This window comes from uncultured Campylobacter sp., assembly GCF_938017615.1.
Classification (GTDB): domain Bacteria; phylum Campylobacterota; class Campylobacteria; order Campylobacterales; family Campylobacteraceae; genus Campylobacter_B.
Map to the genome: position 1 here is coordinate 1 of NZ_CALIJA010000150.1, position 16,179 is coordinate 16,179.

General features: G+C 48.4%; 19 protein-coding genes. 6 read left to right on the top strand and 13 right to left on the bottom strand.

Translation table 11 applies throughout. The annotated features are described in order from the left end of the window. The 8 genes from Q0620_RS07670 to Q0620_RS07705 form a co-directional block, all read right to left on the bottom strand. A partial coding sequence (locus Q0620_RS07670) for a lyase family protein (RefSeq protein ID WP_298784244.1) occupies nucleotides 1–363 on the bottom strand: 363 nt, incomplete at its 3' end. A 189-nt stretch (nucleotides 364–552) separates the two neighbouring features. Then, nucleotides 553–1,863 carry a hemolysin family protein gene (locus tag Q0620_RS07675; RefSeq protein ID WP_298784268.1) on the bottom strand — a complete coding sequence of 437 codons (1,311 nt, stop codon included), beginning with the start codon at nucleotides 1,861–1,863 and terminating at the stop codon, nucleotides 553–555. Between the two features lie 681 nt (nucleotides 1,864–2,544). Further along, nucleotides 2,545–3,354: a M48 family metallopeptidase gene (locus Q0620_RS07680; RefSeq protein ID WP_298784246.1), complete on the bottom strand. Its 810-nt coding sequence runs from the start codon at nucleotides 3,352–3,354 to the stop codon at nucleotides 2,545–2,547. Between the two features lie 1,121 nt (nucleotides 3,355–4,475). Further along, nucleotides 4,476–5,735 (bottom strand): hypothetical protein, encoded by a 1,260-nt coding sequence (locus tag Q0620_RS07685; RefSeq protein ID WP_298784248.1) that lies wholly within the window; start codon nucleotides 5,733–5,735, stop codon nucleotides 4,476–4,478. A gap of 11 nt (nucleotides 5,736–5,746) precedes the next feature. Next, nucleotides 5,747–6,007: a DUF493 domain-containing protein gene (locus Q0620_RS07690; protein ID WP_297921867.1), complete on the bottom strand. Its 261-nt coding sequence runs from the start codon at nucleotides 6,005–6,007 to the stop codon at nucleotides 5,747–5,749. Then, nucleotides 5,985–6,455, bottom strand: a complete 471-nt coding sequence (gene moaC, locus Q0620_RS07695; protein ID WP_298759766.1) for a cyclic pyranopterin monophosphate synthase MoaC — start codon at nucleotides 6,453–6,455, stop codon at nucleotides 5,985–5,987. Before moaC ends, Q0620_RS07690 begins: the two co-directional genes overlap by 23 nt. A gap of 612 nt (nucleotides 6,456–7,067) precedes the next feature. Beyond that, complete coding sequence (locus tag Q0620_RS07700) at nucleotides 7,068–7,514, bottom strand: hypothetical protein (protein WP_298784250.1); 447 nt, start codon at nucleotides 7,512–7,514, stop codon at nucleotides 7,068–7,070. Continuing rightward, the gene (locus tag Q0620_RS07705; protein ID WP_005873032.1) at nucleotides 7,515–7,877 is read right to left on the bottom strand and encodes a DUF1508 domain-containing protein; all 363 of its coding nucleotides are present in this window, start codon (nucleotides 7,875–7,877) and stop codon (nucleotides 7,515–7,517) included. A 116-nt stretch (nucleotides 7,878–7,993) separates the two neighbouring features. Here Q0620_RS07705 and Q0620_RS07710 point away from each other — a divergent pair, with 116 nt between their 5' ends. After that, nucleotides 7,994–8,473, top strand: coding sequence for a hypothetical protein (locus Q0620_RS07710; protein WP_298784252.1), 480 nt, complete (start codon nucleotides 7,994–7,996; stop codon nucleotides 8,471–8,473). A 160-nt stretch (nucleotides 8,474–8,633) separates the two neighbouring features. Here the strand turns inward: Q0620_RS07710 and Q0620_RS07715 are convergent, their stop codons facing one another. Then, entirely contained in the window at nucleotides 8,634–8,795 is a 162-nt protein-coding gene (locus Q0620_RS07715; RefSeq protein ID WP_298784253.1) for a hypothetical protein, read from the bottom strand. Between the two features lie 70 nt (nucleotides 8,796–8,865). Here Q0620_RS07715 and Q0620_RS07720 point away from each other — a divergent pair, with 70 nt between their 5' ends. The 5 genes from Q0620_RS07720 to Q0620_RS07740 all read left to right on the top strand — a co-directional run bounded on the left by Q0620_RS07720 (nucleotide 8,866) and on the right by Q0620_RS07740 (nucleotide 12,609). Then, nucleotides 8,866–9,708 carry a DUF3737 family protein gene (locus Q0620_RS07720; RefSeq protein WP_298784255.1) on the top strand — a complete coding sequence of 281 codons (843 nt, stop codon included), beginning with the start codon at nucleotides 8,866–8,868 and terminating at the stop codon, nucleotides 9,706–9,708. Nucleotide 9,709: 1 nt separating this feature from the next. Further along, nucleotides 9,710–10,903, top strand: a complete 1,194-nt coding sequence (locus Q0620_RS07725) for a MalY/PatB family protein (protein WP_298784257.1) — start codon at nucleotides 9,710–9,712, stop codon at nucleotides 10,901–10,903. Between the two features lie 195 nt (nucleotides 10,904–11,098). Beyond that, nucleotides 11,099–11,434, top strand: a complete 336-nt coding sequence (locus tag Q0620_RS07730; RefSeq protein ID WP_298784259.1) for a hypothetical protein — start codon at nucleotides 11,099–11,101, stop codon at nucleotides 11,432–11,434. A 237-nt stretch (nucleotides 11,435–11,671) separates the two neighbouring features. Next, nucleotides 11,672–12,484 carry a DUF3137 domain-containing protein gene (locus Q0620_RS07735; protein ID WP_298784260.1) on the top strand — a complete coding sequence of 271 codons (813 nt, stop codon included), beginning with the start codon at nucleotides 11,672–11,674 and terminating at the stop codon, nucleotides 12,482–12,484. Then, nucleotides 12,481–12,609 carry a hypothetical protein gene (locus tag Q0620_RS07740; protein ID WP_298784261.1) on the top strand — a complete coding sequence of 43 codons (129 nt, stop codon included), beginning with the start codon at nucleotides 12,481–12,483 and terminating at the stop codon, nucleotides 12,607–12,609. The genes Q0620_RS07735 and Q0620_RS07740 overlap by 4 nt, the downstream gene beginning before the upstream one ends. A gap of 514 nt (nucleotides 12,610–13,123) precedes the next feature. On the opposite strand, the gene Q0620_RS07745 is transcribed toward Q0620_RS07740, so the two are convergent. The 4 genes from Q0620_RS07745 to Q0620_RS07760 are packed head-to-tail and all read right to left on the bottom strand — an operon-like array spanning nucleotide 13,124 to nucleotide 16,054. Beyond that, nucleotides 13,124–13,984: a cysteine ABC transporter substrate-binding protein gene (locus Q0620_RS07745; RefSeq protein WP_297990236.1), complete on the bottom strand. Its 861-nt coding sequence runs from the start codon at nucleotides 13,982–13,984 to the stop codon at nucleotides 13,124–13,126. Between the two features lie 20 nt (nucleotides 13,985–14,004). After that, entirely contained in the window at nucleotides 14,005–14,742 is a 738-nt protein-coding gene (locus Q0620_RS07750) for an amino acid ABC transporter ATP-binding protein (RefSeq protein ID WP_298784262.1), read from the bottom strand. Then, nucleotides 14,742–15,398, bottom strand: a complete 657-nt coding sequence (locus Q0620_RS07755) for an amino acid ABC transporter permease (RefSeq protein WP_297897210.1) — start codon at nucleotides 15,396–15,398, stop codon at nucleotides 14,742–14,744. The genes Q0620_RS07750 and Q0620_RS07755 overlap by 1 nt, the downstream gene beginning before the upstream one ends. 2 nt (nucleotides 15,399–15,400) lie before the next feature. Beyond that, the gene (locus tag Q0620_RS07760) at nucleotides 15,401–16,054 is read right to left on the bottom strand and encodes an amino acid ABC transporter permease (RefSeq protein ID WP_298784265.1); all 654 of its coding nucleotides are present in this window, start codon (nucleotides 16,052–16,054) and stop codon (nucleotides 15,401–15,403) included. Nucleotides 16,055–16,179 lie beyond the last annotated feature (125 nt).

Below are 16,179 nucleotides of genomic sequence, written 5' to 3' on the forward strand. Positions count from 1 at the left end.
TAGCCCCAAAATCTCCATCGCGCGATTTGAAACGACCTCGTTTAAATTCATATTCGACTGCGTGCCCGAGCCCGTCTGCCACACGACTAGAGGGAAATTTCCGTCCAGTTTGCCGTTTAAAATTTCATCGCACGCCTGCGCTATCGCCTCGGTGCGAGGCTCGTCTAGGCGGCCTAGCTTACGATTAACAAGCGCGCACGCCTTTTTTAGATAGGCAAAGCCCTCTATGACCTCTTTAGGCATCGTCTCCAGCCCTACTCCGATCTCGAAATTTTCATGGCTACGCTGCGTCTGCGCACCCCAATATTTCTCATTCGGAACCTTAACCTCGCCCATCGTGTCTTTTTCGATACGAAATTCCATAACTAATCCTTTCTAAGAGAAATTTCGGAATTTTAATTTTAGACGGCGACATACTATTCGCTGCAGCTCGAAATGCTTTGCCGATTAAGTTTTACCGCTATTTTGATCGCTTCAGAGCCTGCGCCGAAATTTTTGCGCCACGCTCAAAGCGACCGGATTTACGCACGCCGCACCGAATGTGCCTCATCTCTACTCGTTTTTATTCTCGTCTCTTTCTTGCAGTTCCTGTTCGCACCTTTTGGTGACTTTTACGAGCGAGACCCTAGTGCCGTCCATGCGTAGCACTTCGTAGTCACAGTTTACATCGCTTATTTTATCGCCGATTTCAGGTAGGCTGCCGAAGAGATTAAAGACGTAGCCGCCGATCGTTAGCTGCTCGGTCTCCTCGTCGAAGTCGATGCCCATCACCTCCTCGACGCCTTCGATCTCGAAGCGGCCTCTAAACTCAAAGGTGTTCTCGTCGATACGTTTGAAATTTTGTGCATTCGCGTCGTGCTCGTCGTTGATGTCGCCAAAAATTTCTTCTATTATATCTTCCATCGTCAAAAATCCCGCAGTACCGCCGTATTCGTCGATGACGAGCGCGGCAAAAATGCGCTGCTTATTCATCATCGGTAAAATTTTAGAGATCGGGCTGTTTTCAGGCACGATGATGAGTTTGCGCACGATCTTATCGAAGCTTTTATCTCCCTTTTGTTGGATGATGTCGCGGATGTGGATGAGGCCTAGGACGTTATCCTTGCTGCCGTCGATATACGGAAAGCGCGTAAATTTCGACTGCAATACGGTTGCGTAGTTTTCATCATAGCTTTTTTGCTTATTTAGGCATATGAGATCGCGCCGTGGCGTCATTATCTCTTTGGCGACCGTGTCGCTGAAATCGACGGCATTTTTGATGATCTCGGTCTCTAGGCTATCGAGTACGCCGCCTTTTAGGCTCTCGCTTGCGATGATTTTGATCTCTTCGTCCGAAAGCGCAAGCTCGCTCTCTTTGGCAGGCTTTACGCCGATGATTTTAAGCGAGACGGCAGCGATGAAGTCAAACGCTTTTATGATCGGAAAAAACATAATCCAAAAAATATGAAGCGGTCTGGAGATAAAAAGCACGATCTTCTCGGTTTTGGCAATAGCGATGGATTTTGGCACTAGCTCGCCGAGCACGACGTGAAATAGCGTAACGAGTGTAAAAGATATAACGAAGGCGATCGTATGTGCCGCCGCTCCGCCACCTATGCCGATGGATCTTAGCGGTAGCTCGATCAGTCTCGATACCGCGGGCTCACCGATCCAGCCGAGGGCGAGCGAGCTTATCGTAATGCCTAGCTGAGTGGCGCTGAGGTAGGTGTCAAGGGAGTTTGAAATTTTAAAAGCGAGCTTTGCGTTTGGAATTTTATCCTTGATAAGCTCTTCGAGGCGAGACTTTCTTACTTTGACGATTGAGAATTCCGAAAGAACAAAAAAAGCATTCATAAAGATGAATACAAAAGCTAAAACTAACATTAAAACCGAACTGTCCGTGTCCAAATTTCTTATCCTTTGAAATTTAAAAATAAATATTTATGATTATATCTAAAAACGCTTTAAAATCCAAAAGGCGCGGAAAATACCTCGCGCCCGTGCGTAGAATTCTGCGGAGTTGAAATTTTACTCCTTTTATCGCGTAAAATTTCATCTGCCCGCGCGAGACTTGTCGCCGCGCAAAATAGCGCTAAATTCTGCTACCCGGCCGAATAAATTTTATTTTCATACTGGGTTGCGGCTGCAAAATTTCATTTGTATAGGGTCGCAGCGAAATTCTATCTGCGCCCGAAGGGGCAAAATTTACTCCAAATCTCGTCGCGCTTAAAATCGTAAAATTTCGCGCCGTAAAATTCTGCATCGACGGACGTTTCGGCTTTCTATGCGACGGAATTTCGCCCAGCACTTGCATTTTAAAATGAAATTTTGTCTCGGCGCGGATTATGTTTATCGCGCGTGTTAATGGAATTTTGCGGTAATTTAAAATTTCGCGCTGCGGCAGACCTTTATCGCGGCGAGATTTTATCGCGATAGAGCTCTAGCGCGGCGGCGGATAATCCTAGCGCCGCGCGCAAGCCCATTAAGAAATTTAAATGCGATGATAAAACCTGCTACTTAAAAAACCTCAGCACGCAAGCTCTTGCGAAATTTTAAATCGCAAGACTATCTATTTCTTGTGGCAGCCTCGTAAAGCGGCAGAACTTTTGGCATCACCTCTTTTAGATCGGTGATGCGATCGTCGTTTGAAGGGTGCGTGGACATAAATTTAAGTGGATGGCTCTCATTTAGCTTGTTCATCTTCTCCCAGACGTTTATCGCCGCCCTTGGATCGTATCCTGCGCGCGCCATCAGCTCGACACCCATCAGATCAGCCTCCGTCTCATGCGTGCGTGAAAACGGCAGCGTGAAAGTGTACTGCGCCGCCATGTTCAAAGCCGCTGAGCCCAGATCTCCAAGCCCTGCTGCGGAGCTTGCTACAGCGATACCGACATCTTTCATCTGTTCAGTCGAGGCTCGCTCGCGACTGTGTTCGCGCAGTGCGTGCGACATCTCGTGCCCCAAAATAGCAGCCAGCTCGGCATCGGTAAGTTTAAGCTTTTCGATGATGCCCGTATATACGACGATGCGACCGCCAGGCATACACCAAGCATTGATCGTAGGGTCGTTGATTACGTTTACCTGCCAGTTCCATTTCAGTGCGTCTTTGCGAAATGCGCCAACTTGAGCGATTAGGCGCTTCGAGATGCCTCTAACGCGATCAGTTAGCTTTTTATCGGTATTTAGGACATGTTTGGCGTTTGCTTGGGCGGTAATCTGCCTGTAGGCAAGCGCGGCACTTTGATCCATTTCAGCTTCGCTTACGGTGATGAATTGCGAGCGGTCGATGCCTACGGCGCCACCTTGCGTGGTGCTCGCGCAGCCGGTAAAAATCATCATCGCAGCAAAGGATATTAAAAGAGCTAATTTTTTCATCTTTTCTCCTTAAAATTTTGCGGCGATTTTAGCGAAATTTGGTTAAATTTTTAGAATTTTATTTTGGATCGTTGGATTTTGTGAGCACGATCTATTTGGAATTTGTCGTGAAATTTAAGAACACCCGTCGTCTTTAAAATAGAATTAGGCTTTGTAATTTAGCGATAAAATTTAGCAGTGATTTTGCAGAATTTTATCGCGGCGTAAACAAGGCATTGCTATGTGAAAGTAGTGGATTTGTCCAAGTGCGGTGTTGTATAAACACGGCGCCTCTGCACTTAAATAGAGCGGGGGCGCGGTTTTAAATTTACGCAACGATAAATCCAGTAGAATTTTATTTACACCAGGCGCTCGACCCGGGCGCAGCAAGATCGGTTTAAAATTTATGCAATCAAATCGTACGATAAAATGGGCTCGGATGTCGCTATGATTTGAGGTGAGTCGCGTTGGTATTTTGTGGCGCATAAATTCTAATTATTAACTTGGCAAAAGGTACTACACCACTGCATCTTGTGCTGCAATGAAATTTCGTTGTGGGAATTGAAATGATCGCAGAAATGTCAAACGCCGCAAGTGCTTTTTCTTAGAATTTATCTCGCGAAATTTCATTTGCGCGCGTCGGGATAAAATTTCAAACTGAAAGCCGTACCGTATCATTTTGGATGGAATTTTAAAATTTTACGCGTTTAGAATTTTAAAATTCTGCTACGCAAATCTACGCGATGAAATTTCAAGCTTAAAAATCCGCGCCGTTTTTGGAATTTTATATATGCTCTGACAGCTATAAAATTTTGCACTTAGAATTTTATCACTGCGGCAAGATTTGGTTGGACCAGAGTCTCGCATCGCCGTAGGATTTTTGGCGGCACGGAATTTTGCAGCGCGCATCTAAATTTAGCTATGCAAAATTCATAAAATTCTTTATCAGCATGGAATTTTACAGCGCCGTTAAAGCGCATAAAGAATTCTGCGCAGGCCTCGCAAACTCTAACGAAAGCTCCTTTCTTTTAGGGCACGCGAGCTTTAAGGCATGCTAGTATAGGCATGTGAGTAAATTTTGCAGCGCAAAGCAGTGAGCGCTGAGTGTTTACCGCTAGGGATTTTACCTCTGCAGCGCCCATTTAGTCCTTTTTGGACTTTAGCTTGGCGATCGTTTCTTTTGCGGCCTCGTAAGCCTTAGCGCTCATCTCGCGCGCCCTTTCGCTTACGTTTTTGGCGACGTCGGAGCTTTTTAGCTCGGCAAATTTTTGGCTCATTTTCTTTTCAAATTCGCTAAGCTCTTTTTTGATTGCGTCGAGCTTCTCGTCCAGATCGAGGTTTTCGATGATTTTGGCGCTTTTTTGGCTCAGCTCTTGAGTGATTTCGCGCGCTTTGGCGCTCGCCTTTTTCGCGCGCTCGCCAAGCTCAATTTCGCCGATTTTGGCGCTTAGCTGCTCAGCAAGATCGCTTGAAATTTTTCTAAATTTAGCCAAATAGCCTCCGAATTCTTCATCGGCGATCTTGGCGATTTCGCTTTTAGCGGGCTCCTCCGAGCTTGCGACTGCATCGCTTAAAACCGCGCTAAATAGCTCGCTCATCTGCGAAATTTGAAGCCTTTCGTTCTCTAGGCTCTGTGCGTCGCTTGCTGGCGAGAAACTTAGCTCGTCGCGGTATCTTTCGGCGGCTTTGTTTATGCCGTCGTAGCAGCCTAGAATCGCGCCTCTAATCAGCGCAGAGGCGGTATTTTTGCTCTCGTTTGCGACGAAAATCGCGCGATTTATGATGATTTTTGAAATTTCTTTAGTGCGGAATTTCGTAAATTCTCCGTCGCCGATAGCCGAAAATGCGATATTTTTCGCCGTCTCGTGCGCGGTATCCTCGATGTCGGTTCCGCTTTCGAGCACGCTTATGAAGGCCAGTTCGCTCGCTTCTTTCAGCACGTCCGCAAGCGGCAGTTTGCTCGCGATCGCTCGCTGTAGCGCCGAGGCTATGCGCTCTTTTAGCTCCGCTTCGCTTGCGTTTTGCAGCGCGGTATCCAGATCGTCGTAGCTGCGCAAAACAAGGGTTTTAATCGCCTTTTGTTTACAAGCGATCTTTTTGCGCAGATCGTCGTAGTCGTAGATGAGCTTGTAAAGAGCCTGCTCGTCCTCGTCACACAGCGCCTTTTTAACGCCGTTAAGTAGGGCTTCTGCCGTCTCATCGCTAAGCGCGCCCGCGTCTTTTAACTCGGCTGCGAAGTCTAGGATTAATTGCGTGCTTTTGGCGCTTTTACTCTCGTCGTCAAGCTCACACAAAGCCTTCGTGGCTTCTTGCAAGGCGAGCTCTTGCACATATGAGGCTAGCTCGGCTTGTGAAATTTGCGCGAGATCGGCGCCGAATTTTTTGATTATTGCTTCTTTCATTTCATCTCCTGTCACAATACATATTTAAAGTGGGCTTTTAAGCGCTCGAAAATTTCGTTTCGATGCAAGTCGTCTTTAACGAAAACGCTTACGTTGAAGCTCATATATTTGCCGCCGTTTGAAAAGCGCGAAAAGTCTATTTTGTAATTTTCGCCCTTTAAAATTTCATCGATCTGCTCGCGCTTTTGGGTGCTTGCGTCCAGGATGATTTTATATTCCCAAAAGAGTGGATAGTCGATTTTCGGCTTTTCAGCTCCTAATATACACGCCACTCTTGCCCCCCTCTTTGCGTTGCAGTACGACGTCGGTGATCTGCATCGATTTATCTATCGCTTTTAGCATATCGTAAATCGTCAGCAGCCCCACGCTCACGCCCGTTAGCGCCTCCATCTCGACGCCCGTTTTGCCCGTGATCTTTACCGTCACGAAAAGCTTGAACGCACACTCGCTCGCAAGCTCCTCAATATCGGTTTTAATCGAAGTAATCGTGAGCGGATGGGTCATCGGTATGAGTTCGCTCGTCTTTTTAGCGCCCATTATCGCGGCAACGACGGCGGTTTGAAGCACGGGGCCTTTTTTGGCCGTATTTTGCTTGACGGCAGCAAACGCCTCCGCGCTCATTCGTATGATGCCGCTAGCGGTGGCTACGCGTTCGCTATCATCCTTGGCGCCGACATCCACCATGCGCGGCATATTGTTTTCGTCGATATGTGAAAGCATAAAATTCCTTGCATTTTTTGGCGGGATTATAGCAGAATTTCGGGCATAAAAAAAGCCCGAGCTTTTAAACTCGGGCTTCATACAAAAAGGAGGTTTTATCTTGTCGGACGAGAACGATTATACTACCTAAACAGTAAATAGAAATAAAATATATCCTTTTTAGGGGGACTCTTTCGTGTTTAATTTATAGACGTTTTTAAAATTTAATAGCATGCTATGACACGCTACGTGGGAATTTGAATGGGTAGCGAAATGAAACCGAGCCAAAGAGCGATTAAATTTGAAGCGTACGCTAAATGGCAAAGATGAAATTTAAAGCAACGCTTGTGATTATTTCATCATTAAGTGCTGGATTAAAAGAGCGGAGCGGGATGCTTCGTCAAGGCGCCATAAATAAAATCCTACAAAGGCGAAACGGGCTTAAATTTTAAATAACTTTTGTTTTAAATTTGAGCCCTCCTTAATTAAGCGCGAGGTTTTTGCGCGCAACATAGCATAAATTTAAACCCTTCGCGCGAGCGCCGTAGCAGTGCAGGCACGGATTAAAACAGCGCGCCGTAAATTTAAGCATCGTCGCGCAAAATCCGGCCTGCGTTTGAAATTTGGCTGCGTTTAAATTTTAAACGTTTTTAGTAGGCTGCCTAAATTTAACCCCTTATCTTCGCCGTTTGCGCCTCCTCCTAAAAGATCGCCCAAAAAGCTACTTGCGTCGTTGATATCGATTTTGCCGTCGCCGTTGAGGTCGAGCTTGGCGCTTGCGATTTTGCCGATCAGCGCGCTAAAATCCACGCCTTTGCTATCGACGGCGTTTGCTTGCACGTCCTCGCCGCCGCCCAAAAGTCCACCCAGCATCGAGCCTAGCGAGCTAGATCCGCCGCTTTCGTTTTTGCTTAAAAAATTTGAGCTGATGCCCGCAATTATCGCATTTATCTGATCGTCCGGCAGGTCCACGCCTAGAAATTTTTCGATAAAAGCGACAGGGCCGCTTTGAAATTCTCTTAAATTTTTATCGTCGTTTTTGAGTGCAGAGACCATATTTACAAGTCCGTTTATGTCCATTTACGCCTCCTTGATCTTGGCTTTTGCAGCCTGTTTGACGATAAGCTCTATTACTTTTAGAGCGTCCGCTTTGGCTTCAAAATCTTTGCTAACGGCGATGATCTGTCCGTTGCTGGCCGTTAGGCGGAAGCGAACCTTGTCTGCTTTATCGGTGTAAAGCTCAAATTTCGGATTGTTTAGCTTCTCGCCGCCCGCGATTTGATCCTCGATCTTATTTAGCGCGGCGTTTTTTGCGACGCTTTCGATGCCGTTTTTGCAAGCGGCCTTGCTCGTGTAAACCTCGGAGGTACATAGCACGTGCCCGTCATAAAGTAGATCGAATTTGCAGCCGTCCTTGGCGTCTTTGATTAAAAACTCAGCCATTTTTCATCCTTTCGTAAAAGATATCATTATTTTAGCTAAAATTTTAATAAATATTTTTAATAGGCGCGGAATTTTCTGCTAAAATTGCGCACAAATTTCATTTACAAAGGATCATAATGATAAAGGCTCTACGTTTTAGCTTGATTTTCGCCGCTACTTTGGGATTTGGCGCGGATGAGAGCGATGCATTATTTAAGGACATAAGGACGCGTCTGGGCTGCAATCTAGCCGCACAGGACTGCGAGACTAACGCCGGCGGGCAGAAGGCGCTCTTTAGCGTAGCGCGCCATCCGATCGAAGCGGGAGCAAACGAGCTAAAAATAAGCGGAATTTCGCGTGAGCTGAAAAATCCGAGCGTTAAAATTTCGGGCGTGAGTATGAATATGGGCAATGCGGAATTCCCGCTAAAGCGCAGCGCAGACGGCTATGAAGCGACGCTTGACGTTGCAGTGTGCATGCACGCCGTAATGCGCTACAAACTTGAAATTTACGAGGATGGCGAACCTAGCGGGCTTTTTGTGTATTTTGATCTGCGAAAGCGTGCTACAGATCGAGACCGCGGCGAAGACACGCACTTGCATCACCACGAGCATTAGACGTGCCCAGTTTGTGCGTGGGATAAAATTTACATGCTGCTCGGAGAAAATTTTATAAATTTTAAAGCGCCGCTCGCGATAAATTTTATGTATCTTTCGAGCGACACGCGTCGCGGGCAGATACGGATGCCTGCGCAAATACGCGGCTAGCCGTAGCGACCTAGGTGCGCTTTATAGGCGTTTGCAAGCACGCCATTATAAAAAGCCCTGCGGTTTGCCGCGCATTCGCCGCATATGTTTCGTAACCACTACCGAGGCGCGTCAAATTTAGCCCCTCGCCGCCTTTAAATTTTAAAATTTTTAAAATTCGCTTGCGTTTCATACGCCTAAGCTACGCGGAATTTTGAAATTCCTTGTATAATCTGAAGCAAATTTTAAATCTAAGGAAAGCCATGCAAATATTAAGACAAAAGCACTTTAGCGGCGAGCGCGCGCTGTTCGGCGCAAAGGATCTGCGGATCGAAAATTCCGTCTTCGGCGAGGGCGAGTCGCCGCTAAAACACAGCGCAAATATCGTCGCGCAAAACTGTAAATTTGAGTGGAAATATCCGTTTTGGTACGCCGAAAATATCCGCGCGCAGGACTGCTTCTTCGACGAGATCGCGCGCGCAGGGATCTGGTATAGCCGCGGCGTAGTGCTAAAAGACTGCCTCTACGGCGCGCCTAAGGGGCTTCGCCGCGTAAAAGATGCCGCGCTGCAAAACGTGGAATTTCACGATGCACAGGAGACCTTGTGGCACTGCAGCGACGTCACGCTAAAAAACGTCACCGCAAAGGGCGCTTATTTTGGGCTTAATTGCGAAGGCTTAAGTATCGAAAATCTATCGCTCTTCGGGGATTACTGCTTCGACGGCTGCAAAAACGTAACGATTAAAAACTCCAAGCTCCTATCCAAGGACGCGTTTTGGAACTGCGAAAATATCCTCATCGAGGACTGCTTCATCGTGGGCGAATACTTCGGCTGGAATTCCAAAAACGTGACGCTGCGAAACTGCAAGATCGAGAGCCTGCAGGGCTTTTGCTATATGCAAAATTTGCGCTTGCAAGACTGCGAGCTCATAAATACGACGCTGGCGTTTGAATACAGCGATGTGCATGCCGAGATAAAAGGCGCGATCGATAGCGTCAAAAATCCGAGCAGCGGGCTGATCCGCGCGGTAAGCATCGGCGAGCTGATCCTAGATGGCGCAACGGACGCGTCTAAAACTGAAATTATTACTGAATTAAGGGCGTAAGATGGGACTTTTTGATTTTATAAGTGGCAAGGAGAAATACGACTTCGACACTCTGCCAAACCGCCGAGGCACGAAGTCGCTTAAATGGGACGTAGGCGAGAACGAGCTTCCGATGTGGGTCGCGGATATGGACTTTGCCGTCGCGCCCGAAATTATCGAGGCTCTGCAAAAGCGGCTAAATGAGCGAGTTTTAGGCTATTCGCTTGTGGATGATGAGTGGTGCGGCGCATATCAAGGCTGGTGGCTCGCGCGCCACGATTATGAAATCCAAAAGGAGTGGCTGATCTATGCTAGCGGCACGCTGCCCGCGATTGATTCGATCATCCGCAAGCTTACTTCGCCCGCCGAGAACGTGCTGCTGATGAGCCCCGTTTACAACTGCTTTTACTACTGCATCAAAAACGCCGCCCGCGTGCCGGTAGAAAACGAGCTTGCCTACGCCGGCGGCGATTATAGCATTGATTGGGAGGATTTGAAGGCTAAGCTCGCCGATCCGCAGACGACGCTTTTTATCCTTTGCAATCCGCACAATCCGGTCGGTCGCACTTTTAGCAGGGATGACCTTGCCCGCATCGGCGAGCTGTGCGAGAAGCACGGCGTGACGGTGCTTAGCGACGAGGTGCATTGTGATCTGACTGAGCCGGGCGTGCGTTACACGCCCTTTGCTGCGGCAAGTAAGAGCTGCGAGAGGATCTCGGCCAGCATAATCGCGCCAACCAAGGCGTTTAACATCGCGGGGCTGCAAAGCGCGGCGGTCTTTGCCGCGGATAAACGCTTGCGTCATAAAATTTCAAAGGCGTTAAATTCCGACGACATCGTCGAGCCGAATTTTTTCGGCGTCCAAGGAGCGATCGCTGCATTTACGAAGGGCGCGGCGTGGCTGGATGCTCTGCGCGAATACCTCAGCGAAAATCGTAAATTCGCGGCGGAATTTATCGGGCGCGAGCTTCCGCAGGTGCGCGTTGTGCCGCAAGACGCGACCTATCTGATGTGGCTCGATGCGGGCGCTTATACGCAGGATAGCGCGGAGCTTGCGCGCTTCATCCGCGAAAAAACGGGGCTGTATCTCTCCTGCGGCGCGCAATACGGCAAGGGCGGCGAGAAATTTTTGCGCCTAAATATCGCGACCTCTAGGGCGCTGCTAAAAGACGGGCTAGGGCGGCTGAAAGAGGCGCTAAAGATCTGCCCGCATTAAGCAAGCTGCGGCGCGGCAAAGGCGAAATTTAAAATTTTATAACGGCTAAATTTAAAGCGGCGGAGCAAATTTTAAAATTTTGCAGCAGGGCACGAGCTTTGCGCTAAATTTGGCGGCGATCAGGCTGCGGTGCGCGAACGTTTAAATTTACGCGCGGCAAAAACCGGCGCTTAAATGCGCCACAAAAGGCGGATTATGGATAGAAACGGCGATTTAGAGGAGCTTTACCTGCTTGAAAAACGGCGCGAAAAGCTCGCGCGCATTAGCAAGCTCGTCTCTTTTTTGATAACCCTGCTGCTGCTCGGACTTTACGTGTTTTTGAATACCAGAGCAGAACCCGTCTTATTTGATACAAACTGGCTTATAGTCGCGCTTTTCATCATCTTTCCAGTTTTAAACGGATTGCTTTACCGCCTATTTTACAGCTTAAACTTTGGCAAAAACGGCGGCACGCAGCGCGCAAATTTCGATAAATTTAGCGGCTTTGATACGGCGCAAGATGCAGGCGCGCTAGGGCAGGGCGCAGCGTAAGATGGGCAAATTTTAAGCACCGATGCGAAAGAGGGGCAGGTATTAAAAGCCGAAGCGGGCGAGGGCGGTAGCTCCGAAAGCAGTGATAGCCGCGCGAGCGCTATTTACGAGAGGTTTGAGTCCAAAGCCGCCGAAAGAGAAGGCAGGGGCGAAAAAGACGGCGCAACCCAGTCAAAATTTAACTTTCTAGCCGATCTGCATAGCCTAGAGGATGAGCGCGCGGCGCTGCAAGAAGCGGTGAAAAAGGCTAATCTAATCGCCGCTGTCGTAGGGACCGGCGTGGGCGCACTTGCAGCGCGCTTTTGGGGCGAAGCGGCGGCCGGAGCATTTTTCGGCGTGGCTGTTTACGGCGTCGTGAGCGCTCTTTTGACGGCGAGTAAAAGGCGGAATTTCAGATCAAATTTCAAAAGCAGGATCGTCGCGAGCATCGCAAAAAGCTTCGGGCTTAGCTATGACGAAGGCGGTGGGCTGGGGGCAGATGAGTTTTTTGAAATTTACGACTGCTACATAAACGAGCAATCGAGCGAGGATATGATGAGCGGGGAGGTGCAGGGCGTGCGCGTGAGATTTAGCGACTTTTACGCCGCCGAAAAGGTGCGCACCAAAAACGGCACTCGCACCGATGTAAAATTTCAAGGAGTGCTTTTCGTCGCGGACTTTCACAAAAGGCTTAACTGCGAGGTGCGGGTATGTCACAAAAACTCGCGAAATCTGCGCAGATACGGGCAGCGAGCGAATATGGACGACGTGAAATTTGAGGAGTTTTTCGACGTCTATACGACCGATCAGGTAGGCGCCAGATACGCTCTGACGCCGCTTTTGATGCAGCGACTGACGGAGGTTTATCTAAGGCTGGGCTCGCAGATAAACGCGGTGCTAAGGGAGGATAAAATTTACGTGGCGATCGAGACTTGGCGCGATAATTTCGAGCCTAGAATCGACTGCTCGCTAAAGCAGGACGCCACGATAGCGCTCTACGTAGATGAGATCGGTGCGCTCGTTGATATCGTGAGTGAGCTAAATTTGAACCGCAAAATTTGGAGCGAATGAGGCGGGCGGCGGCGCAGTGGAATATGGTAGAGGCGGTTGCTGCATACGGTTCTGGCGATACACAGATATGCAGACAAAGCGCGCGGGATCGTAGGCTTAGCGGCACAGATGCGTCGTGTAGCTGAGCGTGGAAACGGATGCATTCCGCGGATCATGCGTTTGGGCAGATGTGCGATCGCTCCTTCGCGCGAGCCAATCGAAAGATGGGGCGCACGCGCAGCAGCGTTCGTATAAGACTTTGTAAGCTACTTTGAGCCGATAAATTTTAAATCTCCGCTCCGTTTAACGATCGAGCGCTTGCGATTTATTACTGCTTATGCGGCATAAATTTTTATCGCGCGAGCAGTTTGCATTAGAATTCTACTATCGCTTGAAATTTACGCCGCCGTGCGCGACTTAAATTTTATCGCGACGAGGGCGCTAGATTGCGTTTCGGCTCGGCTAAAATTTACTCAGCGGCAAATTCGCCGCGCGGAAGCAAAACTTTGCCGCTAGATCGATAAATTTAGCTAGCGTATAGAAGCGCTCGCCGCCTATGGGCGTTTACAATCGCCGTTTCGGTAAAGTTACGGCGGCTCGTTCCTGCGAGGTGCAGGACTTAGCAATATCGCCCTGCTAAACCAGACGGCGAATCTAAATTTATAACTTTCCGCCTTCGATTACGACGTCGTCAGCCTTGATGTCGTCGCCGTATACCGGTGCTAGCGTCGCATCGTAGTCGGCGTGGAAAAATTTCTCGTCCGCGAGTTTTACGATTAGATCGTCAAGCCATTTGCGAAGCTCGTCGTTACCCTTTTTGACCGCAGGCGCGATGACGTCCTGATCGCCCAGCGAGCGGATACCTACCTTAAAGCCAGGGTTTGACTTCGTCCACGCAAACAAAAGCGTATTATCGTGCGCGATCGCATCGCCTCTGCCGTCCAGCATCGCACCGAAAGTCTCGGTATTTTGGTCAAATTTTAAAAGCTTGATCTCGGGGTGATTTTTCGTAAAATACAGATCCGCGGTCGTGCCTTTGTTTATTAAAAGCGTTTTGTCCTTAAGCTGCGAAACGTCGGTGATATCGCCATTCGGACTTGCGACGCCGAGAGCTACCTTCATATACGGCAGCGCGAAATCCACGACCTCTTTGCGCTCTGGTGTGACGGTGAAATTTGCAAGCGTGATATCGACCTTATCGGACGCCAAAAATTCCGCGCGATTGGCCGCCTCTACGAGCACGAACTGCACCTTGCTCTCATCGCCCAAAAGCTCCTTTGCGATACGTTTTGCAAAATACACGTCGTATCCCGCGTTTTTGCCCGTCTCGTCAATATAGCCAAACGGCGGCTTGTCACCGAAAACAGCGATCCTTACTACACCGCGCTTTTTAACTCCGTCTATATAGCTTTGCGGCGCGGCGGAACCTTGTGCGGAATTTGAGGAGCCTTTGCCCTCGTCGTTGCAACCTGCGAAAAATAACGCAACTAAGATAAAAAGCGTGCTTAGCGTTTTTTTCATCTTTTCTCCTTTATTAAAATTTATTTTTTAAATTCGAACATATTTAGAAATTTCTTCGCACGCTCGCTCTTTGGAGCGGTGAAGAACGCCTCCGGCTCGTTAATCTCCACGATGCTTCCCTCATCCATAAAAACTATGCGATCGGCTACGGCGCGCGCAAAGCCCATCTCGTGCGTCACGATTAGCATCGTCTGCCCCTCTTTGGCGAGATTTAGCATTACGTCGAGCACCTCGCGCACGATCTCGGGATCAAGCGCCGCGGTAACCTCGTCAAAAAGCATGATCTTGGGCTTCATCACAAGGCTTCGTACGATCGCGATGCGCTGCTTCTGCCCGCCGCTAAGCTCTTTGGGATAGGAGTTTTCCTTATCCGCAAGACCTACGATCTTTAACCATTCGCGCGCTAAAGCTATCGCCTCCTCTTTCGGGACGTTTTGCACCTTCATCGGGCCCAGGATTATGTTGTGCAGCACGCTAAGATGATCGAAAAGCTCGTAGCTTTGAAAGACCATGCCGATCTTTTGCCTGATCCTGCGCCAGTCTGTGAAATTTTGATCGATCCGCTCGCCCTCGATTATAAAATTTCCGCTTTGTACCGGCTCTAACCCGTTGATCGTGCGAAGTAGGGTGCTTTTGCCGCAGCCGCTAGGACCCAGGATCACCACGACTTCGCCCTGCGCGACGCTAAGGCTGACGTCCTTTAGCGCGTGCAGCTCGCCGTAAAATTTATTGACTTTATCGATTTTTAAAATTTCCATCAGCTCCACCTATTTTCTAATTTTTTCGAAAGCGCCGAGATTGGATAGCAGATCAAAAAATATACGAAAAATATCGCTCCGTAGATGATTAGCGGCGCGTAATTATCGCGGAAGACATTCACTTCGATGATCTGCTGTCCGACCTTGACGAGCTCTATGACGCCGATTAGTACGGCGATCGAGGTTGTTTTTATCATCCTGCTGAATAAATTTATCGTTGCGGGCACCAGACGCCTCATCGCAAGCGGCAGGATGACGTAGAGATAAATTTGAGATCTGCTAAATGCGAGCGCTTCGGCGCTTTCGAACTGATGCTTAGGGATGCTAAGCACGGCGCCGCGCACCAGATCCATCATCTCAAAAACGCCCCAGATGCTAAAGACGATGATCGAAGCCGCGATATTTGAGATGTGGATGCCAAAGGCCTTGCTCGCGCCGAAATATACGATAAATAGCCAGACGATAGGCGGCATGATGCGCACGATCTCTAGACAAATTTTAAGCGGGATGTATAAGGCTCTGCGCCCGGAGGCCATTAAAATTCCAAGCACCAAGCCTAGTACGAGCGAAACTGCGATCGAGATGAGCGCGATTTGCAGGGTGACCCCAAGCCCGCCAAGAAGCCTGATTAAATTTTCACCGCTTAAGAGTTCCATCGCTAGCCTCTCATATACGCAAGGCGCTTTTCAAGCAGCGTAAGCGCTAGCGAAAGCGGCAGGATTATGATCAGATACGAAACGCTTAGCATAAATAGCGCTTCGTTCGTCTTGTAATACAGCCCGATCACGTCCTTTGCGGCATAAACGAGATCGGCGAGTGCTACGATGCTAACGATCGAGGTTTCTTTAAGCAGAAAGATTATGTTTGCGCTGATGGAGGGTAGGGCGATCGCAAAAGCGCGCGGCAGCACGACGTAAAACACTATCTGTGCTTCGCTTAGCCCCAGGCTCATCGCGCTTTCAATCTGGGATTTTTTTATCGCCTCAAAACCAAGCCTAAAGCTCTCGCTCATATAGCTTCCGCCCAAAAATGCAAGACCTACGATCGCGCAGGTAAAGCCCGAAATTTGAACGCCTAGCTTCGGCAGGCCGTAGTATAGAAAAAATAGCTGAATTAAAAGCGGAGTGTTGCGAGATAGCTCGATATATGTGCTCACAAGCGGGCTTAATAGAGGCAATCTTTTATATTTTATCAGCGTGCAGATAAAACCGATGATGATGGATAGTAAAATCCCGTAAAATGCGAGCTTTAGCGTTAAAATTCCCGCCTTTACGAACATCGGGCTAAATTTAGCTATAAAATCAAAATCCATAAACTCTTCTTTCTGTGAAATATGCATATTATACAGATAACTGATTAAAATAGTATTAAATCAGAATTTTTTTATAAAGATTCCGAAAATTTAGGAGTTTAAAAATATATCTTATAAATATATTT